General features: G+C 70.3%; 16 protein-coding genes. 6 read left to right on the top strand and 10 right to left on the bottom strand.

The features are described 5' to 3' along the window. Positions 1-168: 168 nt before the first annotated feature. On the bottom strand, positions 169-1,608 hold the full coding sequence (locus tag Pme01_RS11375; RefSeq protein WP_168115392.1) for a DEAD/DEAH box helicase: 1,440 nt from the start codon (positions 1,606-1,608) through the stop codon (positions 169-171). A 177-nt stretch (positions 1,609-1,785) separates the two neighbouring features. After that, entirely contained in the window at positions 1,786-3,846 is a 2,061-nt protein-coding gene (locus Pme01_RS11370; RefSeq protein WP_168115393.1) for a putative bifunctional diguanylate cyclase/phosphodiesterase, read from the bottom strand. A gap of 152 nt (positions 3,847-3,998) precedes the next feature. Here Pme01_RS11370 and Pme01_RS11365 point away from each other — a divergent pair, with 152 nt between their 5' ends. The 3 genes from Pme01_RS11365 to Pme01_RS11355 all read left to right on the top strand — a co-directional run bounded on the left by Pme01_RS11365 (position 3,999) and on the right by Pme01_RS11355 (position 6,802). Further along, the gene (locus tag Pme01_RS11365) at positions 3,999-5,159 is read left to right on the top strand and encodes a branched-chain amino acid ABC transporter substrate-binding protein (RefSeq protein ID WP_168115394.1); all 1,161 of its coding nucleotides are present in this window, start codon (positions 3,999-4,001) and stop codon (positions 5,157-5,159) included. A gap of 216 nt (positions 5,160-5,375) precedes the next feature. Then, entirely contained in the window at positions 5,376-6,491 is a 1,116-nt protein-coding gene (locus tag Pme01_RS11360; protein ID WP_168115395.1) for a WD40/YVTN/BNR-like repeat-containing protein, read from the top strand. Continuing rightward, positions 6,488-6,802 (top strand): MoaD/ThiS family protein, encoded by a 315-nt coding sequence (locus Pme01_RS11355; RefSeq protein ID WP_168115396.1) that lies wholly within the window; start codon positions 6,488-6,490, stop codon positions 6,800-6,802. Before Pme01_RS11360 ends, Pme01_RS11355 begins: the two co-directional genes overlap by 4 nt. 56 nt (positions 6,803-6,858) lie before the next feature. Here the strand turns inward: Pme01_RS11355 and Pme01_RS11350 are convergent, their stop codons facing one another. Further along, positions 6,859-7,239, bottom strand: coding sequence for a DUF5997 family protein (locus tag Pme01_RS11350; protein WP_239088160.1), 381 nt, complete (start codon positions 7,237-7,239; stop codon positions 6,859-6,861). Between the two features lie 160 nt (positions 7,240-7,399). Here Pme01_RS11350 and Pme01_RS11345 point away from each other — a divergent pair, with 160 nt between their 5' ends. Beyond that, positions 7,400-8,176, top strand: coding sequence for a LysR substrate-binding domain-containing protein (locus tag Pme01_RS11345; protein WP_168115397.1), 777 nt, complete (start codon positions 7,400-7,402; stop codon positions 8,174-8,176). A 79-nt stretch (positions 8,177-8,255) separates the two neighbouring features. Here the strand turns inward: Pme01_RS11345 and Pme01_RS11340 are convergent, their stop codons facing one another. The 4 genes from Pme01_RS11340 to Pme01_RS11325 form a co-directional block, all read right to left on the bottom strand. Beyond that, positions 8,256-8,495: a YbdD/YjiX family protein gene (locus tag Pme01_RS11340; RefSeq protein WP_168115398.1), complete on the bottom strand. Its 240-nt coding sequence runs from the start codon at positions 8,493-8,495 to the stop codon at positions 8,256-8,258. A gap of 2 nt (positions 8,496-8,497) precedes the next feature. Continuing rightward, positions 8,498-10,747: a carbon starvation CstA family protein gene (locus tag Pme01_RS11335; RefSeq protein WP_168115399.1), complete on the bottom strand. Its 2,250-nt coding sequence runs from the start codon at positions 10,745-10,747 to the stop codon at positions 8,498-8,500. Between the two features lie 393 nt (positions 10,748-11,140). Continuing rightward, positions 11,141-12,040, bottom strand: a complete 900-nt coding sequence (locus tag Pme01_RS11330; protein ID WP_168115400.1) for a Gfo/Idh/MocA family protein — start codon at positions 12,038-12,040, stop codon at positions 11,141-11,143. Positions 12,041-12,179: 139 nt separating this feature from the next. Further along, positions 12,180-12,377, bottom strand: a complete 198-nt coding sequence (locus tag Pme01_RS11325; protein ID WP_168115401.1) for a hypothetical protein — start codon at positions 12,375-12,377, stop codon at positions 12,180-12,182. Positions 12,378-12,787: 410 nt separating this feature from the next. Here Pme01_RS11325 and Pme01_RS11320 point away from each other — a divergent pair, with 410 nt between their 5' ends. Together Pme01_RS11320 and Pme01_RS11315 are read left to right on the top strand one after the other, a co-directional pair. Then, the gene (locus Pme01_RS11320) at positions 12,788-13,954 is read left to right on the top strand and encodes an RtcB family protein (protein WP_168115402.1); all 1,167 of its coding nucleotides are present in this window, start codon (positions 12,788-12,790) and stop codon (positions 13,952-13,954) included. A 562-nt stretch (positions 13,955-14,516) separates the two neighbouring features. Continuing rightward, entirely contained in the window at positions 14,517-15,095 is a 579-nt protein-coding gene (locus Pme01_RS11315) for an LURP-one-related family protein (RefSeq protein ID WP_168115403.1), read from the top strand. Between the two features lie 139 nt (positions 15,096-15,234). On the opposite strand, the gene Pme01_RS11310 is transcribed toward Pme01_RS11315, so the two are convergent. Genes Pme01_RS11310 through Pme01_RS11300 form a run of 3 tightly spaced genes read right to left on the bottom strand, consistent with a single transcriptional unit; the run spans position 15,235 to position 17,812 of the window. Continuing rightward, complete coding sequence (locus Pme01_RS11310) at positions 15,235-16,422, bottom strand: cytochrome P450 (RefSeq protein WP_168115482.1); 1,188 nt, start codon at positions 16,420-16,422, stop codon at positions 15,235-15,237. A 5-nt stretch (positions 16,423-16,427) separates the two neighbouring features. After that, positions 16,428-17,615, bottom strand: coding sequence for an NAD(P)/FAD-dependent oxidoreductase (locus tag Pme01_RS11305; RefSeq protein WP_168115404.1), 1,188 nt, complete (start codon positions 17,613-17,615; stop codon positions 16,428-16,430). Continuing rightward, positions 17,612-17,812 carry a ferredoxin gene (locus Pme01_RS11300; protein WP_168115405.1) on the bottom strand — a complete coding sequence of 67 codons (201 nt, stop codon included), beginning with the start codon at positions 17,810-17,812 and terminating at the stop codon, positions 17,612-17,614. The genes Pme01_RS11305 and Pme01_RS11300 overlap by 4 nt, the downstream gene beginning before the upstream one ends. Positions 17,813-17,814: the final 2 nt, after the last annotated feature.

Here is a 17,814-nt window from a genome sequence, read left to right as displayed (position 1 = left end):
GCACCGTCTGTGAGACAGACGGTGCGGGGATCGATGCTGTCAGGGCCTTGTACCGACGAACGTCACCCGGCCGTGGACTGCCGAGGTCAGCGGGTCGACCTCGTCACCGGTGCGGCAGAACACGACCGCGGCGGTGGGTACCTTCACGTCCCCGAGCTGGGCCGCTGATCAACGACCGCCATGCCGAGTGCCGGCGCGGGTGCGGGCGGAGAAGGCCGCCGCGCTCGAGGAACGGGCGGGCGTCGCCACCGCCGTGGCACCGGCGCGCCCGGATCCCGACCGCGACGACGACACCGGCGGGATCGACCTGGACGCGGTGCGGGTCGCCGACGGGCGGCGCGCGGCGTTGCGAGCCGAGCGGCCCCGCCCCGCGGTTTCGGTCGCGGCCGGAGCGTCCACCGGCGGCGTGACGAACGAACGCTCACCTGGGGCGAGCTCGGCCAGCAGGGGGTCGCCGGGCCGCAGGCGCGTAGTGGTCGCCGCGATGCCCGCTCTCCGGGTCAGGTCGCGGACGTCGGGAACCTGCTCGTCGGTCATGAGCGTGATCACCGTGCCCTCGGCGCCGGCGCGGGCCGTTCGACCGGAGCGGTGCAGGTACGCCTTGTGTTCGACCGGGGGATCGGCATGGATGACGAGGCTCACATCGTCGACGTGGATGCCACGGGCGGCGATGTCCGTGGCCACCAGCGTGTTCGCCGAGCCGTCGGAGAAGGCGAGCAGGTTGCGGTTGCGCGCGTTCTGGGCGAGGTTGCCGTGGAGTTCGACGGCCGGCACCCCGGCGGCGATGAGTCGACGCGTCAGCGTCTTTGCGCCCCGTTTGGTACGGGTGAACACCACCGTGCGACCTGGCGCGGCGGTGAGGTCGACCAGCACCGGGAACCGGTCGTCGTCGCGTACGTGCAGCACGTGATGCGCCATCGCCGCGACCGGTGACAGCGTCGAGTCGACGCTGTGGGTGACCGGATCGGTGAGGAACCGCCGCACGAGGACGTCGACCCCGGCGTCCAGCGTCGCCGAGAACAGCAGCCGCTGCCCGGAGCGGGGGGTCAGGTCGAGCAGCCGCCGGACGACGGGGAGGAAGCCCAGGTCGGCCATGTGGTCGGCCTCGTCGAGCACGGTGATCTCGACGGCGTCGAGCTGCGCGTGGCCGGTCTTGACGTGGTCGGCGAGCCGTCCCGGGCAGGCCACCAGAACGTCCACGCCCTTACGCAGGCCGGCGATCTGGGGGTTGGCGCCGACCCCGCCGAAGATGGTCAGCGTCCGTAGCGACAGCGCCTCGGCCAGCGGCGCCATCGACGCCGCGATCTGGGTGGCGAGTTCGCGGGTGGGCGCGAGAATCAGCGCCCGGGGACGGCCGGGCCGCCGGGGCGAGGGGCTGGCGGCCAGCCGGGCCAGCACGGGGAGCAGGAACGCGTAGGTCTTTCCCGAGCCGGTGCGGCCCCGGCCGAGCACGTCGCGCCCTGCCAGCGAGTCGGGCAGCGTCGCTGTCTGGATCGGGAACGGCGTGGTGATGCCGTCGGCGGCGAGCACTTCGGTGAGTGCGGCAGGCACGCCGAGGTCAGTGAACGTGATCGATGAAGGTGTGTTTTGAGGGCGGCGGGCCGCCATAAAATCTCCGAACGTGGAAGGGCCGTCCTGCCCGGCGCAGACCTCAGTGGTCGCGGCGCGTGGTGGTCGACATAGAAAACCGGCTCGAGGCAGAACGGTGCGAGCCGTAGATCCAGTATACCCGAGCCGGTTGAAGCGCGGGCCACGGTCGCCCGACGGCCGGCTTCGGACGCCGGGTCAGGCCGGAGCCTGGCGTACCGGCTGGCGGGCACCGCTCGCCTGTTGGTGCGCCCGTGCGCACGCCTGCGGCAACTCCTCGACAGCGACCGGAGGGCTGAGCGCGAAGCCTTGGGCGAGGTCGCAGCCGAGCTCGTCCAACAGAACGAGGGCGTCGAGCCCCTCCACCCCCTCGGCCACCACGGACAGCCCCAGGTTGTGAGCCAGATCGATGGCGCTGCGCACGAGAACCATGTCCTCGGGGTCGTCGACCAGTTCCCGTACGAAGGTCCTGTCGATCTTCAACTCGTCCGCTGGTAGCTGTTTGAGCTGCGCGAGGGAGCTGAAGCCGGTGCCGAAGTCGTCGATGGAGACCTTCACGCCGTGGTCACGAAGGTCACGCAGGGTCTTCCGCGAGCGCTCCGGTTCGGTCATCACACTGGTCTCCGTGAGCTCCACCTGCAGCAGCCCGGGCGCGAGTCCCGAGGTGGCCAGCGCGGCGCGTACCCGCGGCACGAACTGCGGGTCGAGCAGGCAGCGTGGGGAGACGTTGACCGACACCACAAGCGGTGTGCCGGCCTCCTGCCACGTAGCGGCCTCCGCCACCGCAACGTCGATCATGTGATAGGTCAACGTGATCTCCAGGCCACGGGCCTCGGCGATCGGCAGGAACATGCCGGGCATGAGCAGTCCCCGGCTCGGGTGCCGCCACCGAGCCAGCGCCTCCACCGCGGTGACCGTGGCGTCGGCGATACGGACCTGAGGCTGGAAGAACGGTACGAGCTGTCGGTCCGGGTCGCCGGCGTCGAGGAGCGCGCGCAGCTCACCGAAGAGCACCATCCGGTCGGGAGTTTCGGCGTCGACCTGCGGGTCGTAGACGGCCACCCCGCCACCGTCGGACTTTGCCCGGTACATCGCCGCGTCGGCATGGCGGACCAGTTCGTCGCTCACGCCGTGGAGCGGGCTGATCGCGACGCCGATGCTGCCACTGACCGCGGCCGGCCCGCCGTCGAGCAGGAAGTCCTCACGCAGCACCTCGACGATCCGGTGGGCTACCGCCATCGCCTCGGGCAGGCGCGAGATCCGGGGGATCAGCACCGCGAACTCGTCGCCGCCGAGCCGCGCCACCAGGTCGCCCTCCCGGGTACTGGCGCGCAGCCTGCGTCCGGCCTCGGCGAGTAACTGGTCGCCCGCCTGGTGGCCGAGGGTGTCATTGACCGCCTTGAACCCGTTGAGGTCGAGGACCATCAAGACCAGGTGACCGTCGGGTGAGGAGCGCATCTGTTGCAGGGCGCCGGTCAGCCGGCGGTGGAACATCGCACGGTTGGGCAGGCCGGTGAGCGGATCGTGCATCGCCAGGTGCTCATTGACGTCGGCATGCTCGGCCAGCCGGCGCTGGTAACCGAGTACGACGCGCCAGATCAAGGCCACGAGAGCGAATCCCAACCCGAATCCGACCGACGTGCCGACCAGCATCCGTACCTGCGCGCGCTGCAGCGCGGCGGCCTGCACCTGTGCGCTGGCGTGGTACGCGCGTGTCACCGAATCGATGTCCTGCTGGAGGCGGTAGTAGACGGGCGTGACCTCGAGCCGGTCGAAGCTGACCCGGTCGGGGTCCCGGTCGGCGACCATGTCCAGCAGCCGGTCGGTGTGGCCGCGGTACGCGGCCTGCTCGGCGAGGAGCCGGTGAGCGTCCGTCGCCGCCGCCGTGCGAGCCGTGGTCACCCGCCTGAGCGCCTGGTCGGCGGTGTGTGCCGCCTCGACGTAACGCTGTCGTACCGCCGCCGACGGCTCCACCTGGTAGTGGCGGGCGTGCACCTCCTCCAGGGCGATCGCGCTGCGCGCCTCACCGAACCAGCCGTCCACCGACAGGGCCTGGCTGTGTGCGCGAGCCGCTGACGTCGTGGAGGCCGTACCGATGATGGTGTACGCGCACAGGGCGAGCAGCACGCTGGCGAGCGCTCCGGTGGTGGCGAGGCTGCGCCGGCGACGAGCTGTCGGCTCGGCGTCCGCCCTACTGGTACCGGGCGGCGGCGTCGGGACAGCCGTGTTGCGGCTACGCACCATGCCGGGCCCCCTCATCTCGCCACCGTGTGCCGCGGTCGGGGCCGCGCGCCGGGTGAAATTCCCTCGACAAGAAACATCGGCAGGCCGGGATCGGATCTGACCCTTCCGCTCAGCCCTGTCGGGTTCCGGTCGATGGAGCGGCCGAAGTCCACACACGAGGAGGCCCGATGCGCGTACGCCTGGGGGTCGTGACGGTGGCCACGGCGGTACTGGCCTCCGCTGTTCTGGCCGGCTGCGCAGCGAAGCGGCCACCGCAACCGGCGCAGCCCGCACCGGTCCGGCTCGGAGCGCTGGTGCCGCTGTCAGGGCGTAACTCACCCTCCGGCCAGGCGATGGTCGACGCGCAGCAGCTTGCGGTACGCGAGGCGAACGAAGCCGGCGGCGTACTGGGCCGACGCGTCGAACTGGTGGTCGAGGACGACGCGTGCGACCCGGGTACCGCTGTGGTCGCGGCGGACAAGCTGATCGCCCGGGACATCACGGTGTCGGTCGGCGGGTACTGCAGCAGCGCGACCGTGCCGACCCTCAAGACCTTCCGAAACGCCGGGATCCCGATGGTGATCCCGCTGTCGAACTCCGCCGAACTGCTCCAGCCCCGGTACGACAGCGTCTTTCTCGTCTGCGGCACCGCGGAGGCGGAGGCCCGCTTCGCGCTGCAGTCCATGGCGCGCCTCGGCAGCCACCGGCTGGCGGTGGTGCACGACGGCACCAGCTTCCCGCTGTCGCTCGCCGGGGCAACGGTCGACGCCGCCCGTACGTCGGGCGGGGTCGAGCTCACCGGGGAGTTCGAGCTGAGTCAGGGAGCGCCGAGCTACACCCGTACCGCCCTGCAGGTGCGCGACAGCGGCGCCGACACCGTCTACTTCACCGGGTACTACGCCGAAGCCAACCGGCTGATCATCGACCTGCGCGCGGCAGGCTTCACCGGGCAGATCATGGTCGGCGACGGTGCGGTCGACGGCCCACTGCTGGAGAACCTGAGCCCCGAGCAGAGCAAGGGCGTCTCGGGCACCACGTTCATGGTGCCGGAGTTCATGCCCGCACTCGCCGATTGGTCGGGCCGCTTCACCAAGGCGGTCGGGCACGCCCCCGGCCCGAGCGCGCCCGAGGCCTACGACGCGGTCAAACTCGCCCTCGACGCGATCCGCCGCGCCGGCGGTCTCGACCGCGACGCGGTACGCCGGGCCATCGCCGGCACCACCGAGCTCACCCTGCTCTCCGGCGACCCGCGCTTCAACCCCGACGGTACCCGGGTCACCCCCACGTTCCTGCTGCTCGCCGTGCGCGACAACCGGTTTGTCTACGTCTCGTCCACGGGGCCCGCCTGATCGACGGTCATAGCCACGACGCACTGCCGCGTTCTTGTCGATTCCGAAGGCACGAATTCGTCGTACTGGGAGAGTAAGACTGTGTCCGCCGTCACTTCGAGATCCGAGGCACCAGGGTCGAGAACGAAGCGGCGGACGGGGCTGAGACCAACGAGTTTCGGCGCCGCGAACAGCCTTACCCAGGTGCATCGTCGGACAGAACGGAAGGATCAGGGCATGAGCGGCGTACGGGTACTGGTAGGCACACGCAAGGGCGCGTTCACGTTGGCGTCGGACGGTGGGCGCGGTGACTGGACGGTCGACGGACCTCACTTCGGCGGCTGGGAGATCTACCACCTCAGCGGATCGCCGGCCGACCCGAACCGGCTCTACGCGTCCCAGTCCGGCGGCTGGTTCGGGCAGCTGATCCAGCGCTCCGACGACGGCGGCAAGAGCTGGACCCCGGTCGGCAACGACTTCACCTACGCGGGCGAGGTCGGCGAGCACCTGTGGTACGACGGCACCCCGCGTCCGTGGGAGTTCAAGCGCATCTGGCACCTGGAGCCGTCACACGAGGACCCCGATACCGTGTACGCGGGTGCGGAGGACGCCGCCCTCTACGTGTCCAGCGACGGCGGTGGCAAGTGGACGGAGTTGTCCGCCCTCCGGACACACAGGACCGGGCCGACGTGGCAGCCGGGCGCCGGCGGGATGTGCCTGCACACGATCATCCTGGACCCGGCGAACAAGGACCGGATCTACGTCGCGATCTCGGCGGCGGGGGCGTTCCGCAGCGACGACGCCGGCGCCAGCTGGCTTCCGATCAACAAGGGCCTGCGCTCCGGGGAGATCCCTGACCAGGACGCCGAGGTCGGCCACTGCGTCCACCGCATCACCCAGCACCCGTCCCGGCCCGACACCCTGTTCATGCAGAAGCACTGGGATGTCATGCGCAGCGACGACGCCGGTGCGAACTGGCGCGAGATCAGCGGGAACCTGCCGTCGGACTTCGGGTTCCCGATCGCGGTGCACGCGCACGAGCCGGAGACCGTCTACGTCGTGCCGATCAAGAGCGACTACGAGCACTTCCCGCCGGAGGGCAAGCTGCGCGTCTACCGCAGTCGCACCGGTGGCGACGATTGGGAGCCGTTGACCAAGGGCCTGCCCCAGTCCGACTGCTACGTCAACGTGCTCCGCGACGCGATGGCGGTCGACACGCTCGACCCGTGCGGCATCTACTTCGGCACCACCGGTGGCCAGGTCTACCACTCCGCGGACGGAGGCGACAGCTGGGCGCCGATCGTACGGGACCTGCCGGCCGTGCTCTCCGTGGAAGTCCAGGTACTGCCGTGATCCGGGTCGTCCTCCCCGCCCACCTGAAGAACCTGGCTCACGTCAGTGGCGAGGTGCGTATCGAGGCGGCAGGTCCGGTCGAGGGTGCCGCGCCGGTTACCCAGCGCCTGGTGCTGGACACCCTCGAGGCGCAGTACCCGATGCTGCTCGGCACCATCCGCGACCGTCACAGCGGCAAGCGCCGGCCGTTCATCCGCTTCTACGCGTGTGAGGAGGACCTGTCCAACGATTCGCCCGACGCACCACTGCCCGAGCGGGTCATCGCCGGCGAGGAGCCCTTCATCATTCTCGGGGCGATGGCCGGGGGGTAGCCCACCGCCGTCCGGCGGGGCCTGACCGCGGACGCGCTCAGCCCCGCCTGGATGGTCTAGTCGGTGTCGTTCTGCAGTTCCTGCAGTCGCCGCTGCTCGCGCCGTGCCTCCGCGTGCGTCTCGCGCTCACGTGCGAGCCACTGCGGCGGGTCGGCAGCCAAGGCCGCGATCTGCGCGGTCGTGAGCGGCTCCGTGATCCCGCCGCGGGCCAGTCCGCTGTTCGACACCCGCAGGCGTGCGGCCACGACGCTCCGCGGGTGGGGACCGTTCCGGCGCAGGTCGACGAGCCACTGCGGGGGGTTGTGCTGGAGCTCGTCGAACTCCTCGCGGGAGACCGAGCCTTCCTGGAACTCCCGCGGCGTGGCCGGCAGGTACACGCCCAGCTTCTGCGCCGCGGTGGAGGGCTTCATCAGCTGGGACTTCTTCGGCTTGCTCACCTGATCAGGGTAGCGACACGGCAACCAGCCGGGCCCATCGCCCGAACGGCTGCCCGCCATCACCTGCCGGGTACGGGCTCCCGGTACCCTGACAGGGTTCAGCGCCATCACAGCGTCGGCCCTGCTCCGGTGTGCGGCCGGTCGACGTTTCGGAGGTAACGTGCCCGTCCCCGAGGATCGCCCTCACGCGACGTTCCGCCTGCTGGTCGTCCCCGGTGTCATCGTCGACACGTGGGGCCGCAGATGGTCGGAGCGGTTGCCGGGGGTGGACCTGCAACTGGTACCCGTCGAGGTCGCCCGGGCCGCCCCGCTCCTCTCCGAAGGGGGCGACGAAGGGGGCGACGCCGGCCTCGTCCGGCTCCCGGTCGACCAGGACACCTTCCACGCCATCCCGCTGTACACCGAGGTGACGGTCGTCGTGGTTCCGCGCGATCACCTGCTCGCCGCAGCCGACGAGGTGACCCTCGCGGATCTTGCCGATGAGGCGCTGTTGCAGCCCCTGGACGACGTGCTCGACTGGACGGGCGCGTCGGTCGCGCCCGCGACCGGGGCAGTGGACCGCCCCGCCACGACCGCTGCCGCTGTCGAACTCGTGGCTGCGGGCGTCGGTGTCCTCGTCGTTCCGCAGTCCCTCGCCCGCGCGCACCACCGCCGCGACCTCACCTACCGTGTGGTCACCGACGCCCCGACGTCGTCGGTCGCGCTCGTGTGGGCCCGCGACCGGTACACCGACCTGGTCGAGGAGATGATCGGGATCGTCCGTGGCCGGACCGCGAACAGCACCCGCGGCCGGGCCCAGGCGCCGGAGTCCGCACCACCGTCCAGGCGGACACCGACCGAGGGCGGCGCAGCTCGCCGTACCCCCGCGTCCGGGCGGCCAGGCGCGCGTCGCGGCGGCACGAACCCGCGTACGCCCCCGCGGCGGCGGGGACGGTGACGCGCCCTTCCCATGATCCCGGAGAGCTCAGGTAGCTACTGCGACACGAACTCTCCGTGATCACGGGAGAAGGCGGCGGCTAACAGCAACGGCTTTTCGGATTGGTCTCGAGCCGCTGTACCTTGTCGCGCTCGAACGCCTTTCTGGGGACCGGTCGAGCGTCCGGGTGATGCCGCTGCAAATGTTTCAGGTAGTGCTCGTAGTCGTTCTCACCGACGACTTCCTTCACGTACCAGACGGCGAACCGGCAGCCCCGGCCCAGCGCCGACCACAGGGACGTGGCACGGCGCCGGACCGGGAGCTGCTGGCTGGGTGACATGGTCACTCCCGGCCGGCCGCAACTCCGGCCGTACCGGCAGGTTCCGGGCCGCGCTCCGCCCACATCTTCTCGATCCTCTTCTCCTCGGCGGTGGCGAACAGCCCCGCCGGGGCGAACACCCTCGACTGCTCGTGCGGGTGCTCGCTGTCGATCGCCCGCCCGCTGCGCAGGTGGGACAGGCAGACGCGGGCGGCGTCGAGCAGGATGATGATGATGAGTACGGCGAAGATGATGGACAGCGTTCCCTGGATGAACGTGTTGCGGACGACCTGCTCCATCTGGTCGAGGTTGGCGGCCGGGCCGAGCTTGGTCTTGCCGTTCGCGATCGCGTCCTTGTACGCCTGGTGCTGCGCCCAGTAGCCGATCGCGGGGTTCTCGCTGAAGATCTTCTGCCAGCTCGCGGTGAGGGTGACCACGCCATCCCACACCAGCGGGATGCCGGGCACCCAGGCGTACCGGACGCGGCCCGACTTGCACAGGATGGTGACGCAGACGGCCAGGGCAACCGCGGCCAGGAGCTGGTTGGCGATGCCGAACAGCGGGAACAGCGTGTTGATGCCGCCCAGCGGGTCGGTGACGCCCATCAGCAGGATCGATCCCCACGCGGCGACGATGACGGCGCTGGCGAGGATGGAGCCGACCTTCCAGGAGGTGTCCTTGAACCGGGAGACGACGTTGCCGATCGTGTCCTGCAGCATGAACCGTCCGACGCGGGTACCGGCGTCGACCGTGGTCAGGATGAACAGGGCCTCGAACATGATCGCGAAGTGGTACCAGAACGCCTTCGCCGCGGCGCCCCCGAAGACTCCGCTGAGGATCGTGGAGAGGCCGATGGCGAGGGTCGGCGCGCCGCCGGTACGGGAGACCAGCGTCTTCTCCTCGACGGCGGCCGCGGCGGCGTTGAGCTGGTCGGCGCCGATGGAGACGCCGGCCAGGCCGAGCCTGTTGTTGATGAAGTCCGCCGCGCCGGCCGCGGTGCCGCCGGTGAGGCCGGATGCGGAGTTCATCGCGAAGTACAGGCCCTGGTCGATGCTGCACGCCGCGACGAGGGCCATGATGGCCACGAACGACTCGGTCAGCATGCCGCCGTACCCGATGAGGCGGACCTGCCGCTCCTTCTCGATCAGCTTCGGGGTGGTGCCGGACGAGATCAGGGCGTGGAAGCCGGACAGCGCGCCACAGGCGATGATGATGAAGACGAACGGGAACAGCGAGCCGGAGAACGCCGGTCCCTTCCCGTTGAACGCGAAGTCGGTGAACGCGGGCATGGTCGTGGCCGGCGCGGCCACCAGGATGCCGATGGCCAGCAGGGCGATGGTGCCGACCTTCATGAACGTCGACAGGTAGTCACGCGGCGCCAGGAGCATCCACACCGGCAGGACGGACGCAGCGAAGCCGTAAATGATCAGGCACCAGACCAGGGTGACCTTGTCGAGGGTGAACACCCCGGCCAGGGACGAGTTGGCGACCCAGCCGCCGGCCACGATCGACAGCAGCAGCAGGGCGCACCCGATGAGGCTGATCTCGGTGATCCGGCCCGGGCGCAGGTACCGCAGGTAGACGCCCATGAACAGTGCGATGGGGATGGTCATGGCGATGGAGAACACGCCCCACGGTGACTCCGCGAGCGCGTTGACCACGACCAGGGCCAGGACGGCCAGCAGGATGATCATGATCGCGAGTACCGCGACGAGCGCGGCGATGCCGCCGACCGGGCCGATCTCCTCGCGGGCCATCTGCCCCAGGGAGCGCCCGTTGCGGCGCATCGAGAAGAACAGGACCATGAGGTCCTGCACGGCGCCGGCGAAGATGACTCCGACGATGATCCAGATGGTTCCGGGAAGGTAGCCCATCTGCGCGGCCAGTACGGGACCGACCAGCGGGCCGGCGCCGGCGATCGCGGCGAAGTGGTGGCCGTAGGTCACCCGGCGGTCGGTCCGGTGGAAGTCGATTCCGTTCTCGAGCCGTTCGGCCGGGGTGGCGCGGGTGTCGTCCGCGCGCAGGACCCGGTTGACGATGAACCGGGCGTAGAACCGGTACGCGATCGCGTACGAGCACAGGGCCGCGAAGACGAACCAGACCGCGTTGACCTTCTCCCCACGGCCCAGGGCCAGCATCGACCATGCGACGGCGCCGAGGAGCGCAATGCCGGCCCAGACGGCGATGCGTCTGGGGGTCCACGGGGGTGGTTGGTCGGTGGGGAGGCTCACCGGTGGTTCTTGCTCCTGGGTACGCATGGTGCTCCTGTTCATCGGTGGGGGTGTGGTCGGCGTGATGCCGGTGATGTTCGGGAACCGGCCGGGGCGGCGTCCGCGCCCATCGTGGCGGGGCCCGACCGGTGTGCCGTCGGGCCGGGTAAGCGCACGTCAGGCAGGCTGCCAGGGGAGGAACCCAGACGAACTGGTACCGGGGCAAGAACGGCGCGCCGAGGAGTCGCGGCTCCGACCCCGGCAACCAGGCCCGGCTGTCGAGGTGCCGTACGGCGGCCCCGGTACCGGTTGTCGTCGAGGGTGAAGGTCGCAGGTCCCGTCACATTAGGATCATGCACCGAGGTGCGGCCACCGGTACAGCCAAGTCCGTCAATAGTGGCCAGACTGCGACCAGCAGTGACGGCCCCGCCCAGAGCCTCGGCACGACCCGTCCGGCTAGGCGGCGAGCCGGATCGTCCGCCCGGTCGTCGCCGCCTCCTCGGCAGCGGCCAGGATCGCGGTGACGCCGGCCCCGAACCGCACGTCGAGCTGCGATTGCGGGCCGCCGTTCGCGGCGGCGAGCAGTTCGTCGAGCATGCGCCCGAACGCCATGACCGGCTCCCACTGCAGGGCCGGCACCGCGAGGACGCCCGACTTACCCGCGAACACGGCCTCCTGCCGGGCCGCGGCCGGCGGCACGTCGACCGAGAGCGTCAGCCTGCTGATCGCGTCCGACGCGTGCCGTAGCAGCAGGTGGGTCATGTCACGTGGCCCTACCATCGCGGTCACCTCGGTGACCGGGCCGAGCACCGGGAGCACCAGGGCGAGGGCGTGCGGGCCGACGTCCCAGAGGCCGCCGCGCTCGCGGCGCCACGGCGACGCCCCGAACGGGTTGCCCTCCTCGTAGATCGAACCGACGTGGTCGACGCGGGCCTCGACCCAGCCGCCGGTCTTGCGGGCCTGCTCGAGGAACTCCTGCAGCTGCGGTACGAAGCGCCGGGTGAAGAAGACCGCGGAGGAGAGGTGGCGCTCGGCCACGGCCGCGGCGATCTCGTCGGCCGCTGCCACGGTGAACGCGACCGGCTTGTCGAGCAGCAGGTGCTTGCCCGCGCGCGCCGCCGCCAGTGCGATCGGTGCCTGTACGTCGGGCGGCAGGGCCACGGCGATCGCGTCAACGGAGGCGATCAGGCCGTCGATCGTCGGGTAGGCCCGCACCCCGTACTCACCCGCCAGGGCGGCGGCCTTGTCCGGGTCGCGACCCCAGACGCCGACGAACTCGACACCGGAATGCGCGGCGAGGCCGGGCGCGTGCGCCAGATGGGCCCACGGACCCGTACCGAAAAGTCCGAACCGCATTCCGTCCCGCCTCTCCCTCGCCACGTGCACCCGGCCGAAGCTAACACGTGACCGTTGACGTCCGGCCGGGGTTGTGCCCGTGACGAGGTGCTGTCATCGCGTGCGGACACCCGCGGTAGGGGAGCGGGGCCGTGGCGGATCAGCGGCGGCGGCGGTACCACCGGCCGCCGGTGCCGGCGCCGCCCCGGCCGATGCCGGCGAGGTGGAGCGCGAGGCAGAACAGGCCGATGAGGACGAGGGTGTTCCAGTTGAAAAGATCGGGGGCGCCCAGGTTGCTGTTGATGAGGTCGAGCAGCAGGGCGAAGCCAAAGACGACGGCCGCGATCATGGCGAGCATGGGATCCTCCAAGGGGGTGGGGGTGTCACCGCCCTCAATACCCAGTCGGCTCGCGCGCCAATCTCCATCGTGGAGCGTCCGTCCGTGCCGGGTAATAGCCTTGCCCGGCGGGACCGCCCCGCCTACGGTGAGGCCCGTCAGTACGACGATTCGGGAGACCACGATGCAACGGCGAGTTCCACTCGAACCCCGGCGGCGCCGGTGCGGTTCGGCGTCGTTGCGACCCGAACCCGGCTCCGGGCGACGCCGCTAGCGTCCTGCCCCGGATAGCGCCGGCGGCGCTGCCCGTACTCGGACCTGACGACCTTTCTTCCCGCGGCCTCTGCGCACCTCTGTGCCAGGGCGGAGGTGCCTGCGGTCTTTTACGCGGAAATGCCGGGTGCCGTCATCCGGCCGGATGGGAGTGACCCATGCAGCAGATCAACAAGCGGCTGATGAACTGGGCGAGCATCGTCGAACCGGCGACGATGGCGCAGGCCGAGGCGACCGCCTCGCTGCCGTTCATCTTCCCGCACGTCGCGCTGATGCCCGACGCGCACCTGGGCAAGGGTGCCACCGTGGGCTCGGTGATCCCCACCCTGGGTGCGATCATCCCGGCGGCGGTGGGGGTCGACATCGGCTGCGGCATGGCCGCCGTGCGAACCCAGTACCACCGCGACGAACTGGGTACCGACCTGGCCGCGCTGCGCGAAGCGATCGAGCGGGCCGTACCGTTATCGGCCGGGGCGTACAACACCGCGCTGACCGCCACCGCGACGCAGCGGGTGGAACAGCTGACGAAGGCGGCGGAGAAGGCCGGGTTCGACCCGGCGCGGTACGCGGGGAACTGGGAGCTTCAGCTCGGCTCACTGGGTTCGGGCAACCACTTCATCGAGGTGACCGCGGACGAGGACGGCCAGGTATGGCTGTTCCTGCACTCGGGGTCCCGGGGCGTGGGCAACAAGATTGCGTCGCACCACATCCGGGTCGCCCAGGCGGCGATGAAGCGCTGGTGGATCCGGCTGCCCGACGACGACCTGGCGTACCTGGTCGAGGGCACCGACGAGTTCTGGACCTACATCCGCGAGCTGCGCTGGGCGCAGGAGTTCGCGCTGGCCAACCGGGACGAGATGATGGACCGGGTGGTGGCGTGCTTCGCCGAGTGGCACGGCGGACCGGTCGAGGAGCTGGAGCGGGTGCAGTGCCACCACAACTACACGACGAGGGAGAAGCACTTCGGCAAGGACGTGTGGCTGTCGCGTAAGGGCGCCATCAACGCCGCGGCGGGCGTACCGGGCCTGATTCCCGGCTCGATGGGCGACGCCTCGTACGTCGTGGTGGGCAAGGGCAACCGGCTGGCGCTCGACTCGTCGCCGCACGGCGCCGGCCGCAACTACTCCCGGTCGGCCGCCCGCCGGACGTTCACCCACGAGCAGCTACGCGAGGCGATGGCCGGCATCGAGTACCGGGACACGGACGCGTTCATCGACGAGATCCCGCAGGCGTACAAGCCGATCGACGTGGTGATGCGCGACGCCGCCGACCTCGTCGAGGTCCGGCACACGCTGCGGCAGATCGTCAACGTGAAGGGCGATTGAGCACGTTCCTGCTGCGGTTACGGACTGTCGGCGCAGCGCGAAGGGAACCCTCTCAACCAGCCGCGTAGCTGTTTCGTCGTCCTGGAGATACGGGGCGGTATGAGCCTGTGGGTCATCGACCGCTGTTTTGGCGGACGTTTCACGGGTACGAGGCGGAAAGCCGCAACTGCGCCCAGCGGGCGGTTGGACAACAGGTCCCTGCTGCCGTGTGCCGAAGAGACCGCGGAGGTGGGCGACGACATGGCGTGGAGGCGTCACCGACGTGACGTCTCCACGCCGTCAACGAGTCTGGCCTGCGGCGACCCCGGTAAGGGGTGGACGAACCCGGGGCGTGCCGGCCGGCTGCCGTCGGCTGTCGCGGTGGTCCACGCCCGTCGAAATCGTCGGTTCACCGCAGGCCCGACGACGTTTGACCGATCCCACTCGATCCTTCGCCGTAAAAGCGACCTGGGCAAGGCGAATCCTCTCGGACGCTGGGAGGACGCGGGGCTGCCCGGAGAGCGGACGATCGTTATTGCCGTTGTGTGCGACACTCCCCGAGCCAAATTGATGGGGAGGAAAGATGGAAGTACACCAACTTCAGGCCCAGCAGCGGCTGATTGTCCGCCAGCGGGTACGGCTGATGGTCAACCAGTACGAGGTGCGCGCAGCCGGGCCGGACGGGTCCGAAGGTGAGCTGCTGGCCTTCGCCCAGCAGAAGCGGCTCGCGTTCAAGGAACAGGTGACCCTGTACACCGACGACAGCAAGCGCGAGCCGGTCCTCGGGTTCCGGGCGCGCCAGGTCATCGACCTCGGTGCTACGTATGACGTGACCGACGCCGCCGGTACCCCGATCGGGCTGTTCCGTAAGGATTTCGCCAGGTCGTTGCTGCGCTCGACGTGGCATGTCGAGCAGCCCGGCCTGGGCGTCGCCACCGGGCAGGAGCGCAAGCTCGTCGTGGCCCTGCTGCGGCGCTTCGTGGACTACCTGTCGTGGCTGCCCTACCACTTCGACTTCACGGTGGACGGGCAGCCGGCGTTCTCGGTCGTGAAGAAGTGGGGCCTACGCGACAGGTACGTCGTCGACGTCCATGACCCGCGCCTGGACCGGCGGCTGGTGATCGCGATGGCGGTCGGTCTGGACGCGCTGCAGAGCCGCTGACGCGGCTGACGCGGCTGAGTTCTGCGTGGCGGCTGGAAGACATACGGCAGCCCGTCGCCGCCGTCAGACGATCCTGACGGCGGCGACCGGTGCTCCCAGGCGGCGCCTCACTCCGTTACGGAAATGGCCGGTGCCGCGGTCACCAGGTCACGGGTAGCTCGTACACCCCGTACACCGCCCCGTCGTGCTTGAACGGGATCTCCTCCAGCGTCGTCGCCAGTCGTAGGGTGGGGATGCGCCGGTAGAGCGTGTCGTAGACGACCTGCAGCTCCATGCGGGCCAGTGGCTGCCCGAGGCACTGGTGCACCCCGAACCCGAACGCCACGTGGCGGCGGGCGTCGCGCCGGAGGTCCAGGCGGTCGGGGTCTTCGAACACCGAAGGGTCCCGGTTGGCGATGTCGTTGGCGAGGATGATGCCCTCACCGGCGCGGATGACCTGGCCGGCGATCTCGATGTCCTGGAGCGCCACCCGGCGCCGGCCGCTGTGGGTGATGTTCAGGTAGCGCAGCAGCTCCTCGACCGCTCCCGCGACCAGCTTCGGGTCGCCCGACTCGCGCAGCAGCGCGAGCTGGTCCGGGTGCTGGAGCAGGGCCAGCGTGCCGAGCGCGATCATGTTCGCGGTGGTCTCGTGTCCGGCGATCAGCATGAGCACGCCCATCTGGGCCGCGTCGGAACGGGCCAGCTCCCCGTCCCTGATCCGCTGGGTCAGCCCGGACAGCAGGTCGTCACCGGGGTTGTCGAGCTTCTCGCCGACCAGTCGGTCCAGGTACGCGTACAGCCGGTCGCCGGCGGCCCGCCGCTCCTCGGGCGCCGTCTCGCGGTTGATGATGACCTTGCTGTTGTCCTGGAAGAAGTCGTGGTCGGCGTACGGCACGCCGAGCAGCTGGCAGATCACCAGGGACGGCACCGGCAGCGCGAACGCCTCGACGAGGTCCACCGGCTTCGGTCCGGCCAGCAGGTCGTCGATCAGGTCGTCCACGATCTTCTGTACGCCCGGCCGCATGGCCTCGATCCGCTTGATGGTGAACGGCGCGGTCACCATCCGGCGCAGCCGGGCATGCTCGGGATCGTCCATCAGGATGAAGCTGACGGGCGCGCCGCGTTCGCCGACGGGCATCGGGCTCGGGTAGCCGGGCCGGGTGACGTCCGAGCTGACCCTCGGGTCGGCCAGCAGCGCCCGCTGCTCCGCGTACCGGGTCACCAGCCACGCCGTCTTGCCGTCCGATATCCGGACCCGGGTCAGCGGGGTCTGCTCCCGCAACGTCTGCATGGCCGGCGGCGGATCGAACGGGCACCCCGCCGCCCTGGCCATCGGGAACTCCAGCATGCTGGTCAAGACTTACCTCCCACGAGCATCGAAGTCGCAACGAGTTCCTGCCGGCGCAGGCGCGCCTGTTTGGGCATGTTCCAGCCGAGCACGCCGGTGACCTTGCCGTCCCGGCGATAGATCGCGACGAACCGACGCTCCGCGACATCACCCTCCACAATCGACACCTCGGCGTCCGGGAACAGCGTGCCGTGTACGTGGAGTCTGGCGTCGAACTGGTCGGTCCAGAAGTAGGGCGCCGGGGTGTAGGGTCTGTCGTCGCCGAGGATGGCGCCGGCGACGGCGACCGCCTGCTCGGTCGCGTTGGTGCGATTTTCCAGCCGTAGCAACGCATCGAGCTGTTCATGATGCCAGTGGGCCACGTCACCAGCGGCGTAGATCCCGTCGGCCGCGCGGCAGCGGGAGTCGCACACCAGCCCGTTGTCCACTCGAAGCCCACTGCCCGCGAGCCATTCGGTCGCCGGCGCGGCGCCGAACGCCACCACGACGACGTCCGCCGGCAGCACGTCGCCGCTGGACAGGCGTACCCCGGTGACCCGCCCGTGCTCGCCTGCCAGGCCGACGACCGCGGCGCCGAGCCGCAGCTCGACGCCGCGCTCGGTGTGGAGCTCGGCGAGCAGTCCCGCGACCAGCGGGCCGAACTGCATGGCCAGCGGCGCGGGCTGCGGACCGGCCATGGTGACCGCCACGCCCATGCCGCGCGCGGTGGCGGCGATCTCGGCGCCGAGCACGCCGTCCCCGACCACCACGAGCCGCGAGCAGGACCGCAGGTCCGCCCGCAGCGCCATCGCGTCGTCGAGCGTGCGCAGGACGTGGACGCCGGCCAGACCGTCCTGTCCGGGCAGGGTCCTGGGCCGCAGCCCGGTCGCCACCACGACGGCGTCCGCGGTCAACACGCGCCCGGCGGCGGTGTGGACGGTGCGCGCCGCGGCGTCCAGACCGACCGCCGGGTCGCCGAGGATGAACGTCGTGTCCAAGAAGGACAGCGCGTCAGGCTGCCGCAACCGGACCCGCTCGGGCGACCAGTCGCCGGAGAGAACCTGCTTCGACAGCGGTGGCCGATCGTACGGCGGGTGCGGCTCGGCGCCCAGCAGGGTCAGTCGGCCCTGGTATCCCTTGCGGCGCAAGGCTTCCACGGCGGACAGGCCGGCGGCCGAGGCGCCGACCACCAGCACCTCGTCCGGTACGCTCACGCGTTATCGCTCACCGTGATCGCCCCTGCCGGGCACACGTTGGCGGCTTCCCGGACGATCGGGTGCAGCCCCTCGGACGGTTGTCCGTCGAGCAGGACCACGATCCCGTCCTCGTCGCGCTGGTCGAACACGTCCGGCGCGAGCATGACGCAGGTGCCGGCGCCACAGCATTTGTCCTGGTCCACGAAGACCTTCACGG

The organism is Planosporangium mesophilum (assembly GCF_016863255.1).
Classification (GTDB): Bacteria; Actinomycetota; Actinomycetes; order Mycobacteriales; family Micromonosporaceae; genus Planosporangium; species Planosporangium mesophilum.
This window is presented reverse-complemented; position numbering and strand designations above follow the sequence as displayed.

Excerpts from the sequence above, each read along its gene's own strand:
- Pme01_RS11375 (WP_168115392.1), bottom strand. The coding sequence starts at position 1,608 with ATGGCGGCCCGCCGCCCTCAAAACACACCTTCATCGATCACGTTCACT.
- Pme01_RS11370 (WP_168115393.1), bottom strand. The coding sequence starts at position 3,846 with ATGAGGGGGCCCGGCATGGTGCGTAGCCGCAACACGGCTGTCCCGACG.
- Pme01_RS11365 (WP_168115394.1), top strand. The coding sequence starts at position 3,999 with ATGCGCGTACGCCTGGGGGTCGTGACGGTGGCCACGGCGGTACTGGCC.
- Pme01_RS11360 (WP_168115395.1), top strand. The coding sequence starts at position 5,376 with ATGAGCGGCGTACGGGTACTGGTAGGCACACGCAAGGGCGCGTTCACG.
- Pme01_RS11340 (WP_168115398.1), bottom strand. The coding sequence starts at position 8,495 with ATGTCACCCAGCCAGCAGCTCCCGGTCCGGCGCCGTGCCACGTCCCTG.
- Pme01_RS11335 (WP_168115399.1), bottom strand. The coding sequence starts at position 10,747 with ATGAACAGGAGCACCATGCGTACCCAGGAGCAAGAACCACCGGTGAGC.
- Pme01_RS11330 (WP_168115400.1), bottom strand. The coding sequence starts at position 12,040 with ATGCGGTTCGGACTTTTCGGTACGGGTCCGTGGGCCCATCTGGCGCAC.
- Pme01_RS11325 (WP_168115401.1), bottom strand. The coding sequence starts at position 12,377 with ATGCTCGCCATGATCGCGGCCGTCGTCTTTGGCTTCGCCCTGCTGCTC.
- Pme01_RS11320 (WP_168115402.1), top strand. The coding sequence starts at position 12,788 with ATGCAGCAGATCAACAAGCGGCTGATGAACTGGGCGAGCATCGTCGAA.
- Pme01_RS11315 (WP_168115403.1), top strand. The coding sequence starts at position 14,517 with ATGGAAGTACACCAACTTCAGGCCCAGCAGCGGCTGATTGTCCGCCAG.
- Pme01_RS11310 (WP_168115482.1), bottom strand. The coding sequence starts at position 16,422 with ATGCTGGAGTTCCCGATGGCCAGGGCGGCGGGGTGCCCGTTCGATCCG.